The organism is Streptomyces albidicamelliae, from assembly GCF_025642175.1.
GTDB lineage: Bacteria > Actinomycetota > Actinomycetes > Streptomycetales > Streptomycetaceae > Streptomyces > Streptomyces albidocamelliae.
The window spans coordinates 6,966,426-6,984,156 of the sequence record NZ_CP106795.1; the positions used below are offsets into that span (position 1 = coordinate 6,966,426).

The following is a 17,731-nucleotide window of genomic DNA, read 5'->3' on the forward strand; positions in this document are numbered from 1 at the left end:
TGAGTCAGTACTGGGTCAGTATCCGGAGCGGCTCCCGGGCGTGTCAATGTTGCTGAATGGGCATTCAGTAGCGGGCGCCGGAACCACGGTGCCGCCCGGCCGCCGCGGGCTTATCGGAGGCGCCGACCATAATGGAGGACCTCAGCCACTCCCCCTGGAGGTACCGTGACCGGTCCGCGTTCCACGAGCTCCGGCCTCCGCGCGCTGCGGCCCGCGGCCTTCGGCGCGGACCCGGGCGGTGCGCGCATGGCGCGCATCCGCCGGTCCCCGCACTTCAAGGACGGTGTCTTCCAGAACCCCGGAGGGCCTGCCCGCACCCGGCCCTCCGGCTCCACGCTGGACCTCGCGAAGGTCTTCCTCGACAAGGAGACCCGGCCGCTGCGCGCCCCCAGGGGCACGGTCCCGGTCCACCCGACGACCTTCGCCGACCTGGCCGAGTCGCCCGCCACGGGACTGCGGCTGACCTGGATGGGCCACTCCAGCGTGCTCGCGGAGATCGACGGCCGGCGGGTCCTGTTCGACCCCGTCTGGGGCGAGCGCTGCTCCCCGTTCCCCTTCGCGGGACCGAAGCGGCTGCACCCGGTGCCGTTGCCGCTGGCGGCGCTCGGGGACGTCGACGTGATCGTGATCTCCCACGACCACTACGACCACCTGGACCTGCCCAGCATCAGGGCCCTGGCCGGTACGGACACCGTGTTCGCGGTGCCGCTGGGCGTCGGCGCCCACCTCGAGCACTGGGGGGTCTCCCCGGACCGGCTGCGCGAGCTGGACTGGCACGAGTCGACCGAGGTCGGCGGGCTCACGCTCACCGCCACCCCCGCCCGTCACTTCTGCGGCCGCGGTCTGCGCAACACCCAGCACACGCTCTGGGCTTCCTGGGTCGTCTCGGGCGACGAGCACCGGATCTACCACAGCGGCGACACCGGCTACTTCGACGGCTTCACGGAGATCGGCGCGGCGCACGGCCCGTTCGACGCCACGATGATCCAGATCGGCGCGTACAGCGAGTTCTGGCCGGACATCCACATGACCCCCGAGGAGGGCCTGCGCGCCCACCTGGACCTCCAGGGCGGCGCCCCGCACGGCGCGCTGCTGCCGATCCACTGGGGCACCTTCAACCTCGCCCCGCACCCGTGGGCCGAGCCGGGGGAGTGGACGAAGGAGGCGGCCGAGGAGGCGGGCCAGGCCGTGGCCCTGCCCCGGCCCGGCGAGCCCTTCGAACCGGCGGGCAAGCTCCCGGCCGAGGCCTGGTGGCGCGGGGTGTCGGGCGAGGTCCGGCGCACCTGGCGATCCGTCGGCGCCTTCGTCGCCGAGCCGCCCAAGCGCGGCTGACGCGGACGAGGACGAGCCGCCGGGCGCCTGCCGGCGGCGGACGCAACGCTGTGGCCCCCTGCTCCTCGCACAGGTGGTGGTTTCGTGATGAGGGTCAGGCCAATGCCGACACTCTCCGTTACATCGATGAGGTCTCCGCCGGTGCCGATGGGCGGGTGCGGCGTGAGTGGACCATGCTCGGGAGCGAGTCGTCGGCGCGGGGCGGGCAGCCTGGGGCGCCCTCGCCCCTCGTCTCCTGCTGACCGCTTTTGACCAGGTCTTATCGATTGGTTTCGGGTCGCCGGAGGGCTCTCGGCACGGTTATCGGTCTGTCGTACGAGGCTTCATACCAGAGCGGGACGCTCTGCGCAGGACTTTGTCAACTGCCCACCGCACATGATGCGCAGGCAACTACTGTGAGTGTCCGTCGGACGCGCCGGGGCCGGGCACAACGGTCCTGTCGGCCCGACATCGCGACGACGCATGCCCGCACGCATGCCCGCACCCACGCACCGAGTGCGGAACACACGCCCGACGGACCAGTACGAGGACGCAGATGTCTCACCTCCGAGCACCGGCCACCCGCGCCGACCGCCGCGAGGGCGGCAGGCACGGGCGGCCGGTCGCCAGACCCGCTCCCGCACTGCCCGAGACGCACATACGGCCCCAGCTCATGCGGCTGGCCGTGCTGCCGCCGCTCGCGGTCGCGCTCAGCGCCACCGCCGCCGTGCTGTTCAGCATCCGCTCCGGGGGCGTGCACACGGGTCCCACCCTGTGGGCCGTGCTGGCGGGAGCCGTCTCCGTGGCCGTCGCCGGCATCCTGATCGCCGCCGTGGCCGCCGATCGCGCCGCCCGGTCGGTGTCCGACCGGGTGGACTCCCTGCGCCGCACCGCCGCGCGCGGCGAGACCGACCTGGACGCCCTGGTCGACGCGCTGCGCCAGGGAGGGCCCCGCCACAGCTCACCCCGCGCCGCCGCCCGCCGCCGGACGCGGACGACTTCGACCTGCTGGCCGCCGATCTGGCCCGCGCGCACGACGGCGCCGTCACCGCCGTCGTGCGCGCCGCCCAGCTCTCCAGCCAGGCGGGCAGCGAGCAGAAGCTCGAGGTCTTCGTCAACCTCGCGCGCCGGCTGCAGTCCCTGGTGCACCGGGAGATCTCCATCCTCGACGAGCTGGAGAACGAGATCGAGGACCCGGACCTGCTCAAGGGCCTCTTCCACGTCGATCACCTGGCGACCCGCATCCGCAGGCACGCCGAGAACCTCGCCGTGCTCGGCGGTGCCGTCTCCCGGCGCCAGTGGAGCAACCCGGTGTCCATGACCGAGGTGCTGCGCTCCGCCATCGCCGAGGTCGAGCAGTACTCCCGGGTGAAGCTCGTCCCGCCGATCGACGGCGAGCTGCGCGGCCACGCCGTCGCCGACGTCATCCACCTGCTCGCCGAACTCGTGGAGAACGCCACGGTGTTCTCCGCCCCGCAGACCCAGGTGCTGCTCCGCGCCAACCTCGTGACCTCCGGGCTGGCCGTGGAGGTCGAGGACCGTGGACTCGGCATGCCCGTCGCCGAGCAGCACCGGATGAACACCCTGCTCGCCGACCCCGACCAGGTGAACGTCGCCAGCCTGCTGGCCGACGGACGCATCGGCCTCTACGTCGTGTCCCAGCTCGCCCGCCGGCACGGCATCACCGTACGACTCCAGAGCAACATCTACGGCGGTGTCCAGGCCGTACTCGTCGTCCCGCAGGCGCTGCTGGGAACGGCGCCGACGGCGCTCGCGGACGGCGCCGGGGAGGCCGTACCGCCGCCGCGGCACGCCGCCGTCACGGCGGCGCCGCAACGGGCACAAGCCCCCTGCCGGCGCCTTCACAGGCCACGGCCCTGCCCGCCGGAGCCGAGGCCCACGGCCGGCCCGTGCCGGACGCGGCCGCCGGACCAGCGGCCGCAGCGGCCCCGGGCACCGGGCGCCGACGGCATGCCCAGCGCGGCCCCGCGCGGGACTCGGGCACCGGAGCTGTGCCACGCGCGGCCAGTGGCGGTGAGGACGCGCGCACCGGAGACGGTCCCGCGCCCCTCCCCGTGCGCGGCGCCCGTGCCACGCGGCCCAATCCGGCCGAGGCCGTGCCCGGCGTCAGCGCCGAGGACCGGTCGACGGTCGAGGCGCACGCGGGCATCCTGCCCACCCCGCGCAGCGAGTCCGTGCCCGACACCCTGGACAAGCCCCGGCTGCCCAGGCGCCGCGCCCAGGAGCACCTCGTGCCCCAGCTGCGCGGCGGCCCCGCACCACGCCAGACGGCCGACACCGACGCGGGCCACGACCCCGGGCTGATGGCCGCCTTCCAGCGCGGGATCGGACTCGCCGAGGCCCAGCAGCCCAGGGAGACCGGCCACGACGAGTCTCCCCACGCCCAGCCGGTGTACGGGGAGGCGGCCGTCGCGGAGTCCCCGTACGGCAGGCCCGCCGTCCAGCAGTCGTCGCACGCGGACGCGGCCGCGACGGGCCGGTTCCCCATGGTCTCGTTCTCCCCGGACGCCGCGCAGATGGCGGACGGGCACTTGCAGTCCGCCCCCGCGCAGTCCACCGAGCTCACGCGTGCGCGCCCCGAACACGGCGTCAGCGAACACCAGGACGCGGACCACATGTCACGGGGCCACATGGCGCCCCCTCACATGGCCCAGCACCACATGTCCCAGGACCACATGGCCGAGAACCACATGGCCCCTGGCGCCACGTCCCACGACCACACGGCCGCCGGCCACACACCCGCGGGCCACGCCCCGGCGGACCCCACCCACCCGGACCACGAGCACCAGGACCACAAGCACCCGGACTGCACGTCGCCGGGCCGCACCACCCCCGCCTCGATACCGCCCGCGCGTGCCCACGAGCCCGCGTTCGACGGCACCCGTGGCACCGGCCGGGCCGATGGGAGCGCCCCGGCCGGCTGACCGCCCCGAGTACCTGTGCCCCCCACCAGCGCTCCCGCAGAATTCGTACCCCAAGGAGTCGATCCACCATGGCGAGCGATGCGCCGACCGCCCACGCCTCCGACCTCGACTGGCTGCTGAGCGGCCTCGTGCAGCGCGTACCCCACACCAGCAGCGCGGTGCTGCTGTCCTGCGACGGACTGGTCAAGTCCGTGCACGGTCTGGACCCGGACAGTGCCGACCACATGGCGGCCCTCGCCTCCGGGCTGTACTCGCTGGGCCGCAGCGCGGGCGTCCGGTTCGGCGACGGCGGCGACGTCCGCCAGGTCGTCGTCGAACTCGCCTCGACCCTGCTGTTCGTCACCACCGCGGGCTCCGGCACCTGCCTCGCGGTGCTCGCCGGCCGCGAGGCCGACGCCGCCGTCCTCGGCTACGAGATGGCGATGCTGGTCAAGAGCGTCCGCCCGTACCTGGTCACCGCCCCCCGGCAGCATGCCGTCGAACCCTCGGCGACGAGGCCTTGAGCGTGGCCGCAGCCGGCGACGGGCCCTGGCTGGACGAGGCGGCCGGACGGCTGGTGCGCCCCTTCACGGTCAGCAACGGCCGGACCGAGCCGAGCATCGCCCTCGACCTGATGTCCCAGGTGATGTCCACGGGGGTGACCCCGCTCGGCTACCTCGGGCCCGAGCACGCACAGGCCCTCGACCTGTGCCGGGCGCCCGTCTCGGTCGCCGAGGTCGCCGCGCAGCTGAAGCTGCCCGCCGTGGTCACCAAGGTGCTGCTCTCGGACCTGGTCGACTGCGGTGCGCTGACCACCAAGCCGCCCGCCTTCCACCACACACCCACTGACCGGTCTCTGCTGGAGGCAGTGCTCGATGGACTACGACGACAGCTCTGACCCGTTCCCCACCGCGCTCAAGATCCTGGTGGCGGGCGGGTTCGGGGTCGGCAAGACGACCTTCGTGGGCGCGGTCAGCGAGATCGCACCGCTCAGCACGGAGGAGCTGCTCACCACGGTCGGCGCCGCCACCGACAATCTCGACGGCATCGAGAACAAGATGGAGACGACCGTCGCGATGGACTTCGGCCGGATCACCCTCGATCCGGAGCACGTGCTGTACCTGTTCGGCACGCCGGGGCAGGAGCGGTTCTGGTTCATGTGGGACGAGCTGTCCGAGGGCGCGCTCGGCGCGGTGATCCTCGCCGACACCCGCCGGCTGCAGGACTGCTTCGCCGCCGTGGACTTCTTCGAGGAGCGCGGCCTCGCCTTCATCGTCGCCGTCAACGAGTTCGACGGCGGCCACCGCTACGACCCCGAGGAGGTACGGGCCGCCATCGACCTCGACCCGGACGTCCCCGTCGTCCGCTGCGACGCCCGGATCTCCAGCTCCGGCGTGCAGACCCTGCTCACCCTGGTACGCCATCTCCTCGCCCACACCCCGGAGCCCGCGCCCACCCGTGGCGCCCACATGTGATTCCGCCCTACCGCCCACGGAGCCCCTATATGAGGTACGCCCACTGCGACGGAGCCCGGCCATGAGCTACGAGCCGCCCCGGCCGGTCCGGGGGCTGCTGCTCACCCCCGAGGACAGGGAGGCCCCCGCCCGGGTCGACCGGCTGCGCCGCCTCGGCCTCGCGGACCGGCCCGCCCCCGCGCTCGACGTGTTCGCCGAGCACCTCGGCCGGCTCACCGGCGCGCCGTACGCCATGGTCAACTTCGTCGGCGAGGACCACCAGTTCTTCGCGGGCCTGAGCGCCCCCGTCGTCGCCCCGGTCCTCCGGGAGGACGGCACCCGGGCCGAACTGGGCCGGGTCCTGCCGCGCGACCACGGGTTCTGCCCCCATGTGGTCGTCCGCCGAAAGGCTCTGGTGCTGGAGGACGTCCGCGACTACCCGCGGTTCGCCGGCAACCCGGTGGTCGACGACTACGGCATCCACTCCTATCTCGGCGCCCCCCTCATCGACAGCTCCGGCATGGCGCTCGGCACCGTGTGCGCCGCCGACACCGCGCCCCGAATCTGGGGCAGAGAGGGCCTGGAGACCATCAAGGCAGTCGCCGCCGACCTCGTCGTACGCCTCGAACGCAGCGCCGCGGACGGCCTGCCGCTCTGAAGCGGGGGCCTTCGCGCGCGGGATGCGAGCGGGCTCGCGCGGGGGCACGCGCGGGGCGTGTAGGAAAGCTGAGGCGCCGGTTAAGAAAAGCTCGATGGACCCCCGCCCGCGCATACGGCAGATTGCAGGGTGATTCCACCCCTCTGACCCGGTGCGGGCTTCTTCGCATGCCCGCCGCCCGGGCCTCACCCACAGGAGCCGTACGCGTGAAGGCGCTGGTCAAGGAGAAGGCGGAGCCGGGACTCTGGCTGACGGACGTCCCGGAGCCCGCCATCGGGCCCGGTGACGTGCTGATCAAGGTCATGCGGACCGGTATCTGCGGCACCGACCTGCACATCCGGGCCTGGGACGGCTGGGCGCAGCAGGCGATCAGCACCCCGCTCGTGCTCGGTCACGAGTTCGTCGGGCAGGTCGTCGAGGTCGGGCGCGACGTGAGCGAGATCCGCATCGGCGACCGGGTGAGCGGCGAGGGCCATCTGGTGTGCGGCAAGTGCCGCAACTGCCTGGCCGGACGCCGGCACCTGTGCCGGGCCACCGTCGGCCTCGGCGTCGGCCGCGACGGCGCGTTCGCCGAGTACGTCGCCCTGCCCGCGTCCAACGTGTGGGTGCACCGGGTCCCCGTCGACCTCGACGTCGCCGCGATCTTCGACCCGTTCGGCAACGCCGTGCACACCGCCCTGTCCTTCCCGCTGGTCGGCGAGGACGTCCTGATCACCGGCGCGGGACCGATCGGTCTGATGGCCGCCGCGGTGGCCCGGCACGCCGGCGCCCGCAACGTCGTCGTCACCGACGTCAGCGAGGAGCGCCTGGAGCTGGCCCGCAAGATCGGCGCCAGCCTCGCGCTGAACGTCGCGGAGACGACGATCGCCGACGGGCAGCGGGAACTGGGGCTGCGCGAGGGCTTCGACATCGGCCTGGAGATGTCCGGCCGTCCCGAGGCCATGCGCGACATGATCGCCAACATGACGCACGGCGGCCGGATCGCCATGCTCGGCCTGCCGGCCGAGGATTTCCCGGTCGACTGGTCCCGCGTCGTCACCTCGATGATCACCATCAAGGGCATCTACGGCCGCGAGATGTTCGAGACCTGGTACGCGATGTCGGTGCTGCTGGAGGGCGGCCTGGACCTCGCCCCGGTGATCACCGGCCGGTACGGCTACCGCGACTTCGAGGCCGCCTTCGCCGACGCCGCGAGCGGCAAGGGCGGCAAGATCATCCTCGACTGGACCGTCTGAGCCGCGGCCCGCGCACCCCGTCACCCGCCAGCACTTTCAGGAGCCCCCATGTTCGACACCGTCCGCGACGACCTGCGCGCCACCCTCGACGAGATCCGCGCCGCCGGCCTGCACAAGCCCGAGCGGGTCATCGGCAGCCCGCAGTCCGCGACCGTCAACGTCACCGCGGGCGGCCGCCCCGGCGAGGTCCTCAACTTCTGCGCCAACAACTACCTCGGCCTCGCGGACCACCCCGAGGTGGTCGCCGCCGCCCACGAGGCGCTGGACCGCTGGGGCTACGGCATGGCCTCCGTCCGCTTCATCTGCGGCACCCAGGAAGTGCACAAGGAGCTGGAGGCGCGGCTGTCCGCCTTCCTCGGCCAGGAGGACACGATCCTCTACTCCTCCTGCTTCGACGCCAACGGCGGTGTCTTCGAGACGCTGCTCGGCGAGGAGGACGCGGTGATCTCCGACGCCCTCAACCACGCCTCCATCATCGACGGCATCCGCCTGTCCAAGGCCCGCCGCTTCCGCTACGCCAACCGCGACCTCGCGGACCTGGAGGCGAAGCTCAAGGAGGCGTCCGACGCCCGGCGCCGGCTGATCGTCACCGACGGCGTGTTCTCCATGGACGGCTACGTCGCCCCGCTGCGCGAGATCTGCGACCTCGCCGACCGCTACGACGCCATGGTCATGGTCGACGACTCGCACGCCGTGGGCTTCGTCGGCCCCTCCGGCCGCGGCACGCCCGAGCTGCACGGCGTCATGGACCGCGTGGACATCATCACCGGCACCCTCGGCAAGGCCCTCGGCGGTGCCTCCGGCGGCTACGTCGCCGCCCGCGCCGAGATCGTCGCCCTGCTGCGCCAGCGCTCCCGCCCGTACCTGTTCTCCAACACCCTCGCCCCGGTGATCGCCGCCGCCTCCCTGAAGGTCCTGGACCTGCTGGAGTCCGCCGACGACCTGCGGGTCCGGCTCACCGAGAACACCGCGCTGTTCCGCCGCCGGATGACCGAGGAGGGCTTCGACATCCTCCCCGGCGACCACGCCATCGCCCCGGTCATGATCGGCGACGCGTCCAAGGCGGGCCGTATGGCCGAACTCCTGCTGGAGCGCGGGGTGTACGTCATCGGCTTCTCCTACCCGGTCGTCCCGCAGGGCCAGGCCCGCATCCGCGTCCAGCTGTCCGCCGCGCACTCCACGGCCGACGTGGACCGCGCCGTCGACGCCTTCGTCGCGGCCCGTGCCGAGCTGGAGGGCTGACCAGGGCGGACGCCCTGGAATAATCGGGGGCATGATCGAGGCACGGCGGCTCCACATCCTCCGTGCGGTGGCCGACCACCGCACGGTCACCGCGGCGGCCGCCGCCCTCTACCTCACCCCCTCGGCGGTCTCCCAGCAGCTCACGGCCCTGGAGCAGGAAACCGGCCATCGCCTGGTCGAGCGCGGCGCCAAGGGCGTACGGCTCACCCCGGCCGGCGAGATCCTGCTCAGCCACACCAACGCGGTCCTCGCCCAGCTGGAGCGGGCCGAGGCGGAGCTGGCCGCGTACGGCTCGGGCGAGGCGGGCACGGTCACCGTGGCCGCCTTCGCGACGGGCATCGCCCAGGTGGTGGCCCCGGCCGTGGCCCGTCTCGCGTCGCGCGCACCCGGCATAAGCATCCGGGTCCAGGACGCCGAGGGAGACGCCAGCCTGCCGATGGTGCTGGACCGCCAGGTCGACGTGGCGGTCGCCGTGGAGTACCGGGGCGCCCCGTCGGCCGACGACCCCCGGCTCACCCATGTCCCGCTGTACGCAGAGCCGTTCGACGCCGTCGTGCCGGTCGGCCACCGCCTCGCGGACCACGCCGAGGTGCCCCTGGCCGAGCTGGCGAAGGACCCGTGGATCGGGCCCTACCCCGGCAACCCCTGCCACGACGTGGTCGTGCTCGCCTGCGAGAGCGCCGGCTTCCAGCCCCGGCTGGAGCACTCCTCCGACGACTTCCGCGCCGTCGTCGCCCTCGCTTCGGCCGACGCCGGTGTGGCGCTCGTACCGCGCTCCGCGCTGCGCGGCATGGACCTCACGGGCGTGGTCGTCCGCCCGGTCGACGGGGAGGCCCCGACCCGCCGCGTCTTCGCCGCCGTACGCCGGGGAGCCGAGGGGCACCCGCTGATCCGCCCGGTGCTGGAGGCCCTCGGAGAGGCCGCGCAGGCGTGAGCCTTCCGTAACCCGCCCGTCTCACATCCGGGATAGCGTCCCGCACATGAGAAGCGAGGATCCGGACGCGGTCGACGTCCGCATCGGTGTCCGGCTGGCCGCCCTGCGCGCCCAGCACGGCTGGTCGCTGGGCGAGCTGGCGGAGCGCAGCGGCGTGAGCCGCTCCACCCTCTCGCGAGCCGAACGCGCCGAGACCAGCGCCACCGCGGCCGTGCTCAACCGCCTGTGCCACGTCTACGGCCGCACCATGTCCCAGCTGCTCAGCGAGGTCGAGGCGGGACCGGCGCCGCTCGTGCGGGCCGCCGAGCAGCAGGTGTGGGAGGACCGTGCCTCGGGATTCGTCCGGCGGGCCGTTTCCCCGCCGCACGCCGGACTGCGCGGCGAACTGGTCGAGGGCCGGCTCGCCCCGGGCGCCGACATCGCCTACGACCGCCCGCCCGTACCCGGCCTCGAACAGCACCTGTGGTTGCTGGACGGAGCCCTGGAGGTGACCGACGGGGAGCGCACCCACCACCTCGACGCCGGCGACTGCCTGCGGATGCGGGTCCACGGCCCGACCCGATTCCGGTGCGCCGGACCGGGCGCGACCCGGTACGTGCTGGCGGTGGTGCGGCCGTGAAGGTACTGCGCTGGACCGGAGCGGAGCTGCGGGACGGGGCGGCGGAACTCGCCGCGCTGCTGGCCGACACCGTGGCCGGCGGGGCCTCCGTCGGCTTCCTCGCACCGCTCACGCGCGCGGAGGCCGCCGCCTGGTGGCGGGAGCGCGCGGCCGAGGCGGCAGCGGGCCGGCTCGCCGTGTGGGTGGCCGTCGACGGCACCGGGCGGGTGGCCGGCACCGTCTCCCTCGCCCGCCCCGACAAGCCCAACAGCCGCCACCGCGCGGAACTCGTGAAGCTGATGGTGCACCGCTCCGCGCGCGGGCAGGGCCTCGGCCGGCGCCTCCTCGCCACCGCCGAGCACGCGGCCGCGGCCGACGGCATCACCCTGCTGCACCTCGACACCGAGACCGGGAGCCCCGCCGAGCACCTGTACCGCTCGGCCGGCTGGACCGAGGCCGGCACCATCCCCGACTACGCCCTGAGCCCGGACGGCGAACTGCGCGGCACCACCCTGTACTTCAAGCGCCCGGCCGCTCCGGCGCCCCCGCGGGCGAGCGCCGCGACCGGGTGACTGTCAGTGGCAGGGGCTACGGTGCGTGGCATGCCGGATGCCGAAGACGTACGCCGTATCGCCCTCTCCCTGCCGGACACCACGGAGAAGGTCGCCTGGAGCATGCCCACGTTCCGGGTGGCCGGGAAGATGTTCGCGACGCTGCCGGAGGACGAGACCTCCATCGCCGTGCGCTGCCCCAAGGAGGAACGCGACGAACTCGTCCTCGCCGAGCCGGGCAAGTTCTGGATCGCCGATCACGAGGCCCAGTTCGCCTGGGTGAGAGCGAGACTCGCCGCGCTGGAGGACGAGGACGAACTGCGGGACATCCTCGCTGACTCCTGGCGGCAGGCGGCGCCGTCCCGACTGCTCGACGCCCACCCGGAGTTGGGGATGCCGTCCGCGGACTGAAAATACTCCGTGGACGCGGTCCCGGCGTGGCATGATCCCGCGCGGCGCAAGCGGTGCGGGGCACCGGCGGGTCGGCAGGGAGGGGCACGGCGGCGATGACCGGAACGGACGCACGGCAGGACATCACCGCCCGGGGCGTGCACCGCGGCGCGCCCGGCGAACCCGCCGTGTGGTCACGGGACTTCGCCCTGTTCTTCGTGGCCCGGGCCGCGGCCCGCCTCGGTGACACGATGCTGCCCGTCGCCCTCGCCGCCGGACTGCTGGAGCACGGGTACGGGGCGGGCGCGGTCGGTCTCGCCATGGCCTCGACGGCCGCGGCCTTCGCCGGACTGGTCGTCCTCGGCGGTGTCGTCGCCGACCGGTTCAGCACCCGCAGGCTGATGATCGGCGCCGACCTCGTCCGGCTCGGCACGCAGTCGCTCGCCGCCGGCCTGTTCTTCGCCGGCCATGTGGTGCTGTGGCAGATCTGCGCCATCGGCTTCGTCAACGGTGTCGCCGGTGCCGTCTTCCAGCCCGGTGTGGCCAGCACCGTCCCCCGGCTCGCGGCCGACGTCCAGGGTGCGAACGGCGCCGTCCGCATCGCCGAGTCGGCCGCCCAGCTGGCCGGCCCGGCCGTCGCCGGAGTCCTGGTCGGCCTCGCCTCACCGGGCGGGGTGTTCGCCGGGCACGCGGCCACCTACGCGATCAGCGCGCTGTGCCTGCTCCTGCTGCGGCTGCCGCCGCTCCCCGCGGCGCGCGCGCCGCCACCGGCCGGGGCATGCGCGCCTTCCGCGGCGATCTCGTCCAGGGCTGGCGGGAGTTCCGGTCACGGACCTGGCTGTGGGGGGTGATCGCCGTCTGGTGCGTGTACATGATCGCCGTCTGGGGGCCGACCGTCCCGCTGGTGGCCACCGAGATCGTCCAGCAGCACGGCCCGCGCGCCTACGGCCTGGTCAACTCCGCCCTGGGGGCGGGCACGGTCGTCGGTGGCCTGCTGGCCCTGCGGCTGCGCCCGCGCCGCATGCTCCGGGCGGGCGCGGTGTCCCTGTTCGCCTTCTTCGGCTTCCCGGCGGCCGTGGGGGCCGGGCTCGGCGTGCCGGCCATGGCGGCCGGGGCGGCCGTCGCCGGTGCCGGGATGTCGTTCTGGGGCGTGATGTGGGCGACCAGCGTGCAGACCCAGGTCCCGTCCGACGTCCTCAACCGCATCCACGCCTACGACGTGGCCGGCTCCCTCGCGATGATGCCGGTCGGCCAGGCCCTCGCCGGCCCGGCCGCGGGCGCGCTCGGCGCCGGCCACGTCCTGCTGGCCGCCGCGGTGGTGAGCCTGGCCGTCGCGGCGGCCCTGCTCGCGATCCCACCGATACGCGACCTGCTCCGGACCGACACCCCGACCCCGCGACCCCGGAAGCCGTAAGGGGCCGGCCGGACCCGTCCCGCGATCCCCGAAATCCCTGGGGGCAACCCGGAACCGTCCCGCCCTGGGCTCAGCCCGCCGCGTCGGGCCGCGTCCGTCCCCGGGCCGGCCGGGCCCGTCCCGCGATCCCGGAAGCCGTAGTGGGCAGGCCGGGCCCGTCCCGCCTCGGGCTCCGTCTGCCGCGTCGGGCCGTGTCCGTCCCCGGGCCGTCGCCCGGGTCCCGCGATCCCAGAAGTCGTAGAGGGCCGTCCCGACCCGTCCCGCGATCCCGGAAGCCGTAGTGGGCAAGCCGTAGTGGGCAGGCCGGGCCCGTCCCGCCTCGGGCTCAGCCCGCCGCGTCGGGCCGTGTCCGTGCCCGGGCCGTCGCCCAGGTCCCGCGAGCCCGGGAACCGTAGGGGGGCAGGCCCTCCCCATCCCGCGATCCCGGAAGCCCTAGGGGCAGGCCGGACCCGTCCCGCCCCGGCCCCCGCCCGCCGCGTCCGGCCGTGTCCGTCCCCGGGGCACCCGCCTCACGCCCGTGCCGCCGCCTGTCGGCGTCCCGCGTCGAGGAAGCCGCCGATGCGTTCGCGCAAGCCGCGCGGGTCGAGGCCGTGAGCGGCCGTGTGCTGCTCCACGGTTCCGTAGCGGCGCAGTTCACGGCGGCCGACACCGAGCCCGAGCACCCGGTGCGGCACGTCGGACAGGGCCTCGGTCGCCGCCGCCGTCGACGTGCCCGCGAGGTACGGCTCGACCAGCACGACGTCCGTACCCGCCGCCCCCGTCGCCCGGCGCAGCCCCTCGCCGTCGAAGGGCCGTACGGTCGTCGCGTACAGCACGGTCATGTCCAGGCCCTCCGTGGCGGCGAGGACCGCGTCCAGCATCGGGCCGACGGCGACGACCACGCCCGAGCGGCCCTCGCGGACCGGCACGAAACGCTTCCCGTCGACCGCCCGCCCCTCCCGGTTCGCCTGCACGGACAGCCGTACGTACACCTTGTCGTCGCCCGCGGCGACCGCGTGGCGCAGCAGCGTCTCCGCCTCGTCGGGATGCCCGGGCACGTGCACGGTCCAGCCGTCCAGCGTGTCCAGGAGGGCCACGTCGCCCGGCGCCATGTGGGTCAGGCCGCCGGCCGGCCAGTCGTAGGAGGCCGCCGCGCTCACCAGCACCGCCCCCGCGTCCTGGTGCCCCAGATCCAGCTTGACCTGCTCGAACGGCCGCTCCACGAGGAAGCTGGCGAAGGTGTGCACCACCGGCCGCAGCCCGGTGAGCGCCAGTCCCGCGGCCGCCCCGACCAGCAGCTGCTCGCGGATGCCGACGTTGATCACCCGGCCGGGATGCCGGCGCTCGGCCGCGCGGAAGCCGTCCGCGCCGATCTCGGCGAGGACGACCGCGACCCGCGGGTCCTCGTCCAGCAGCCGGGAGACGACCGGGGCGAATCGGTCACGCATGGTGTCCATGGAGGTGTGCCCTTTCCGGAGAGCGAGGGAGGGTCAGGCGTTCTTCGGCTCGACGCGGGCCACGACCACGTGCGGCCGCCCCGGGTGCGGAGCCGTGAACGCGGCGTACAGGGCCTCGTGGTCGCGTCCGTCCACGGTCACCGTGGACCACCCGGCGGCCGCGAACCGGGCGGCGATGCCGCCGGGCAGCGCGTGGCTGGCGGAGGAGTTGTCGATCACGACGGTGTGCAGCCGCTCCAGCCCGGCGGGTCCGGCGAAGGCGATCGCCTCGTGGTTGCTGCCCTCGTCCAGCTCGGCGTCCCCGATCAGCACCCACACCGCCGGGCCGGGCAGCCCCTGCGCCCGCAGCCCCAGCGCGCTGCCCACGGCGATCGGCAGGCCGTGCCCGAGGGACCCGCTGCCGATCTCGGCTCCCGGCACCAGCACGCGGTCCGGGTGGTGTCCGAGCGGGGAGTCGTACGACCCGAAGCCGGGCAGCCACTCGACGGGCACGAACCCCTTCGCGGCCAGCACGGCGTAGTACGCCATGGGCCCGTGCCCCTTGCTCAGCAGGAACCGGTCCCGGTGCGGATCGTCCAGCCGCTCCGGGGAGATGCGGAGCACCCGGTCGTACAGCACCCAGAGCACGTCGAGCGTGGAGGTGGCCGCCGGGCCGTGCTTCTCGTCGCCGGTCATCAGGCCCATCAGGCCGGCCAGGTCGTCGTAGCCATGGGTGCGGGTCTCGTCCGCCGTCGTCGTCATGCCGTCGATCGTGCAACCTCAACCAAGGTCGAGGTCAACGGTGAAAGGGACGCGCGACCACGGAGCCGAGTGCGGTATGGTTTCCCTGCGCGTTTCGACCGGGGAAACCCCAGGTCAAACCGCACCGGGACGTGGCGCAGCTTGGTAGCGCACTTGACTGGGGGTCAAGGGGTCGCAGGTTCAAATCCTGTCGTCCCGACCAGCTCTGTGGCCGGTCGGAGGCCGTCTTCTCGTCGACGAGGAGGCGGCCTTTGTGCTGTCCTCCCCGTCCGCTCCGTCCGCTCCGTCCGCTCCGTCCGGTCCACCGACGCCACCCGTGCCACCCGGTCCCTCGGGTGCGCCGCGTTCGTCGGGTTTGACCAGGTGGCGGTCCCCGGCGGTGATCCTGGACACCATGCCGGCGATCTGCGTGCAGGCGTCCACGATCTCCCGCTGGTTCCGGTTCCGCTCGCTGACGACGGCCCCGAGCAGCAGCGCGGTCAGCGCGGCGGCGCCGTTGAACGCCTGCAGGGTGATCATGTTGGTGAGCAGGTCGTGCCCGGCGAACGGACCGGTCCTCCGCGCGGCGGCGACGATCGCGAACGTCGACACGGCCAGCGCGCACGGCGCCGCCCCCGCCAGCTGGAACCGGAACGCCGCCCAGACCAGCAGCGGGAATCCGAGGAAGAGCAGCGGTGCCCGCCCCGTCTCCACGAACCCCACGGCGGCGGTGGCCACCACGAGCAGCCCCGCCTCCACCCACCGGGACGTGCGCACGTTCCTCGGCCACCGCGCCGAGCTGAGCACGAGCAGCACCGGTGTGACCACCAGGACGCCCATGGCGTCGCCGGTCCACCACACCGACCAGGTCGGCCAGAAGCCGGCGGTGCTCAGTGCCCCGGAGACGAGCAGGGTCGTCGTGCCCGTCGTCGCGCTGACCAGCATCCCGGTGAACGCGCCCAGGAAGATCAGGCCGAGGACGTCCCGCAGCCGCTCCAGTTCGTTGCGGAACCCGGCCCGCCGGAGCAACAGGCAGGAGCAGACCGGCGCCAGGGTGTTCCCCGCCGTGATCGCGAGGACGGCCGGGAGCGACGGCCCGAGACCGATGTTGGCCAGGAACGCGCCGAGCGCCACACCCGGCCACACGCGCCTTCCGCGCAGCAGCAGGCTCGCCACCGCGATCCCGCTCGGCGGCCACAGCGGGGTGACCTGGCTGCGCACCAGCTGCTGCAGCAGCCCCAGCTCGGCGGAGCCGAAGTACAGGGCGGCGATGACGCAGATCTCCAGGCCGGCCAGGCCGCTGCGCCGGAGCCGCTCATGCCGCACGTCCGTCATCGGGCGACCTCCGTGTCGACATCGCCCCGTCGCCCATCATCCGCCGGATCCGGCGGAACCTCCACGCCACCGGAGCGGGCGGCACCCCGCAGTGGGCGCCGACGGCCCGGCGAGCGCGGCTCAGGGGCCCGGCGTGCGCAGCGCGAGGATGGCCATGTCGTCGTGGCCGTCGCTCGGGTGGTGATCGGCGAGCGCCTGCACGAACTCCGGCAGGGGCAGATCGGCGTGCTTGGCGGCGATGTCCCCGAGCGCGCCCAGGCTCTCGTCGATGGCATGGCCCGGGTGCTCGATCAGTCCGTCGGTGAAGAAGACCACCGTGGCCCCGGGGGGCAGCAGGCGCGAGTGGTCGGGGCGGGGCTGCTCGGTGTCCACGCCGAGCGGCAGTCCGGGCTCGGCGAGCAGGAACCTCGCCCGGTGGTCCCGGGTGATCAGCAGGGGCGGGACATGGCCCGCGGTGCTCCAGTTGAACCGCCAGTCCGGCCCCTCGGGCTCGATCCGAGCCAGGGTGGTGGTCGTCACCGGGTTGTTGGTGATCGCCTCCAGGGCCCGGTCGAGCCGGCTGAGGACGGCGCCGGGCGCGATGGTCTGGTCGAACAGCAGCGCGCGCAGCATGTTGCGGGTGGACGCCATGGCGGCCGCCGCTCGCAGATCGTGCCCGACCACGTCGCCGATGACGACCGCCACCACGTTGTCGGACAGCGGGATGGCGTCGTACCAGTCGCCGCCGAGCTGGCTGGGCTCGGCGGCGGGCCGGTAGATGGCGGCGGCGGTGAACGGCCGCAGGTCGGGCAGGCTGGGCAGCAGCAGCCGCTGGAACTGCTCCGCCCCGACACGCACCCGTTCGAACAGGCGGACGTTCTCGATGGCGATCGCGGCGGCGCTCGCCAGGGCGATGACGACGTTCTCGTCATGGACGTCGAAGGGCTGTCCGTCGTGGCGCTCGGAGAGGTAGAGGTCGCCGTAGATCTCGCCGCGCACGCTGATGGCCACGCCGAGCAGGGTGCGCAGATGGGGATGGCCGGGCGGGAACCCCACGGAGGACGGGTGGGCCCGGATCTCCTCGATCCGCAGGGGCTCGGGGTAGCGGATCAGGTGGCCGAGTACACCGAGACCCCGGGGCAGCCCGATCTCGGCCAGTTCGAGGCGCTCCTGCTCGGACAGGCCGGCCGAGATGAACTGCTCCAGCCGCTCCCCGGACTCGCTGAGCACGCCCAGCGCGCCGTAGCGGGCGCCGACCAGGTCCATGGCGGTGGTCACGATGCGGTGCAGCACCGCGGGCAGTTCCACCTCGCGGGAGATGGCCACCACGGCGTCCAGCAGGCCCTGCAGGCGGTCCATGGAGGCCACCAGCATGCGCAGCGTGTCGTCGATCCGGCCCAGCTCGGAACGCAGGCGCACGTGCAGGTCCGGGAGAGCGGGCTCCCGCGGCCGTCTCCCCTCCCGCGCTCCCGCCATCACGGCTCTTTCGCGGGCACGAGCGCCCGGCAGGCCCGGTCCCGGGTCCGGTCCGCTCGCCGGTCACGACGGAT

15 protein-coding genes, 1 tRNA gene and 2 pseudogenes are annotated in these 17,731 nt (G+C 73.8%); 14 read left to right on the plus strand and 4 right to left on the minus strand.

Translation table 11 applies throughout. The annotated features are described in order from the left end of the window. Window positions 1-165 precede the first annotated feature (165 nt). From N8I86_RS31500 to N8I86_RS31560, 13 genes and pseudogenes are all read left to right on the plus strand, one after another. On the plus strand, window positions 166-1,332 hold the full coding sequence (locus tag N8I86_RS31500; RefSeq protein ID WP_263279276.1) for an MBL fold metallo-hydrolase: 1,167 nt from the start codon (window positions 166-168) through the stop codon (window positions 1,330-1,332). 535 nt (window positions 1,333-1,867) lie between these two features. After that, window positions 1,868-4,256: pseudogene (locus tag N8I86_RS39625) on the plus strand (ATP-binding protein). A 68-nt stretch (window positions 4,257-4,324) separates the two neighbouring features. Continuing rightward, window positions 4,325-4,759, plus strand: coding sequence for a roadblock/LC7 domain-containing protein (locus tag N8I86_RS31510; RefSeq protein WP_073891429.1), 435 nt, complete (start codon window positions 4,325-4,327; stop codon window positions 4,757-4,759). A gap of 2 nt (window positions 4,760-4,761) precedes the next feature. Beyond that, window positions 4,762-5,133 carry a DUF742 domain-containing protein gene (locus tag N8I86_RS31515; protein ID WP_073891427.1) on the plus strand — a complete coding sequence of 124 codons (372 nt, stop codon included), beginning with the start codon at window positions 4,762-4,764 and terminating at the stop codon, window positions 5,131-5,133. After that, the gene (locus tag N8I86_RS31520) at window positions 5,111-5,710 is read left to right on the plus strand and encodes a GTP-binding protein (RefSeq protein ID WP_263279277.1); all 600 of its coding nucleotides are present in this window, start codon (window positions 5,111-5,113) and stop codon (window positions 5,708-5,710) included. Before N8I86_RS31515 ends, N8I86_RS31520 begins: the two co-directional genes overlap by 23 nt. Before the next feature lie 61 nt (window positions 5,711-5,771). After that, on the plus strand, window positions 5,772-6,347 hold the full coding sequence (locus N8I86_RS31525; RefSeq protein ID WP_073891423.1) for a GAF domain-containing protein: 576 nt from the start codon (window positions 5,772-5,774) through the stop codon (window positions 6,345-6,347). 206 nt (window positions 6,348-6,553) lie between these two features. After that, the gene (gene tdh, locus N8I86_RS31530; protein WP_263279278.1) at window positions 6,554-7,582 is read left to right on the plus strand and encodes an L-threonine 3-dehydrogenase; all 1,029 of its coding nucleotides are present in this window, start codon (window positions 6,554-6,556) and stop codon (window positions 7,580-7,582) included. Between the two features lie 48 nt (window positions 7,583-7,630). Continuing rightward, a complete protein-coding gene (locus tag N8I86_RS31535) occupies window positions 7,631-8,824 on the plus strand; it encodes a glycine C-acetyltransferase (protein WP_073891419.1) in 1,194 nt (397 codons plus the stop codon). 31 nt (window positions 8,825-8,855) lie between these two features. Then, on the plus strand, window positions 8,856-9,758 hold the full coding sequence (locus tag N8I86_RS31540) for a LysR family transcriptional regulator (RefSeq protein ID WP_073891418.1): 903 nt from the start codon (window positions 8,856-8,858) through the stop codon (window positions 9,756-9,758). A gap of 46 nt (window positions 9,759-9,804) precedes the next feature. Continuing rightward, the gene (locus tag N8I86_RS31545; RefSeq protein WP_263279279.1) at window positions 9,805-10,377 is read left to right on the plus strand and encodes a helix-turn-helix domain-containing protein; all 573 of its coding nucleotides are present in this window, start codon (window positions 9,805-9,807) and stop codon (window positions 10,375-10,377) included. Next, window positions 10,374-10,928: a GNAT family N-acetyltransferase gene (locus N8I86_RS31550; RefSeq protein WP_263279280.1), complete on the plus strand. Its 555-nt coding sequence runs from the start codon at window positions 10,374-10,376 to the stop codon at window positions 10,926-10,928. The genes N8I86_RS31545 and N8I86_RS31550 overlap by 4 nt, the downstream gene beginning before the upstream one ends. A 30-nt stretch (window positions 10,929-10,958) precedes the next feature. Continuing rightward, complete coding sequence (locus N8I86_RS31555) at window positions 10,959-11,318, plus strand: MmcQ/YjbR family DNA-binding protein (protein ID WP_073891412.1); 360 nt, start codon at window positions 10,959-10,961, stop codon at window positions 11,316-11,318. 95 nt (window positions 11,319-11,413) lie between these two features. Next, a pseudogene (locus tag N8I86_RS31560) lies at window positions 11,414-12,711 on the plus strand (MFS transporter). Window positions 12,712-13,220: 509 nt separating this feature from the next. On the opposite strand, the gene N8I86_RS31565 reads toward N8I86_RS31560, so the two are convergent. Both N8I86_RS31565 and N8I86_RS31570 read right to left on the minus strand, forming a co-directional pair. Continuing rightward, on the minus strand, window positions 13,221-14,147 hold the full coding sequence (locus tag N8I86_RS31565; RefSeq protein ID WP_263279281.1) for a transketolase family protein: 927 nt from the start codon (window positions 14,145-14,147) through the stop codon (window positions 13,221-13,223). 33 nt (window positions 14,148-14,180) lie between these two features. Beyond that, window positions 14,181-14,888, minus strand: a complete 708-nt coding sequence (locus tag N8I86_RS31570; RefSeq protein WP_263279282.1) for a thiamine pyrophosphate-dependent enzyme — start codon at window positions 14,886-14,888, stop codon at window positions 14,181-14,183. 125 nt (window positions 14,889-15,013) lie between these two features. Here N8I86_RS31570 and N8I86_RS31575 point away from each other — a divergent pair. Next, a tRNA-Pro gene (locus N8I86_RS31575) sits at window positions 15,014-15,090 on the plus strand. Here N8I86_RS31575 and N8I86_RS31580 read toward each other — a convergent pair. Together N8I86_RS31580 and N8I86_RS31585 are read right to left on the minus strand one after the other, a co-directional pair. After that, complete coding sequence (locus tag N8I86_RS31580; protein WP_263279283.1) at window positions 15,069-16,202, minus strand: MASE1 domain-containing protein; 1,134 nt, start codon at window positions 16,200-16,202, stop codon at window positions 15,069-15,071. The genes N8I86_RS31575 and N8I86_RS31580 overlap by 22 nt on opposite strands. A 120-nt stretch (window positions 16,203-16,322) precedes the next feature. Next, window positions 16,323-17,600, minus strand: a complete 1,278-nt coding sequence (locus N8I86_RS31585; RefSeq protein WP_263279284.1) for a PP2C family protein-serine/threonine phosphatase — start codon at window positions 17,598-17,600, stop codon at window positions 16,323-16,325. Window positions 17,601-17,731 lie beyond the last annotated feature (131 nt).

Coding starts and splice junctions, on each gene's coding strand:
- N8I86_RS31510 (WP_073891429.1), top strand. CDS start 4,325: ATGGCGAGCGATGCGCCGACCGCCCACGCCTCCGACCTCGACTGGCTG.
- N8I86_RS31520 (WP_263279277.1), top strand. CDS start 5,111: ATGGACTACGACGACAGCTCTGACCCGTTCCCCACCGCGCTCAAGATC.
- N8I86_RS31525 (WP_073891423.1), top strand. CDS start 5,772: ATGAGCTACGAGCCGCCCCGGCCGGTCCGGGGGCTGCTGCTCACCCCC.
- N8I86_RS31535 (WP_073891419.1), top strand. CDS start 7,631: ATGTTCGACACCGTCCGCGACGACCTGCGCGCCACCCTCGACGAGATC.
- N8I86_RS31540 (WP_073891418.1), top strand. CDS start 8,856: ATGATCGAGGCACGGCGGCTCCACATCCTCCGTGCGGTGGCCGACCAC.
- N8I86_RS31545 (WP_263279279.1), top strand. CDS start 9,805: ATGAGAAGCGAGGATCCGGACGCGGTCGACGTCCGCATCGGTGTCCGG.
- N8I86_RS31555 (WP_073891412.1), top strand. CDS start 10,959: ATGCCGGATGCCGAAGACGTACGCCGTATCGCCCTCTCCCTGCCGGAC.
- N8I86_RS31565 (WP_263279281.1), bottom strand. CDS start 14,147: ATGGACACCATGCGTGACCGATTCGCCCCGGTCGTCTCCCGGCTGCTG.
- N8I86_RS31570 (WP_263279282.1), bottom strand. CDS start 14,888: ATGACGACGACGGCGGACGAGACCCGCACCCATGGCTACGACGACCTG.
- N8I86_RS31580 (WP_263279283.1), bottom strand. CDS start 16,202: ATGACGGACGTGCGGCATGAGCGGCTCCGGCGCAGCGGCCTGGCCGGC.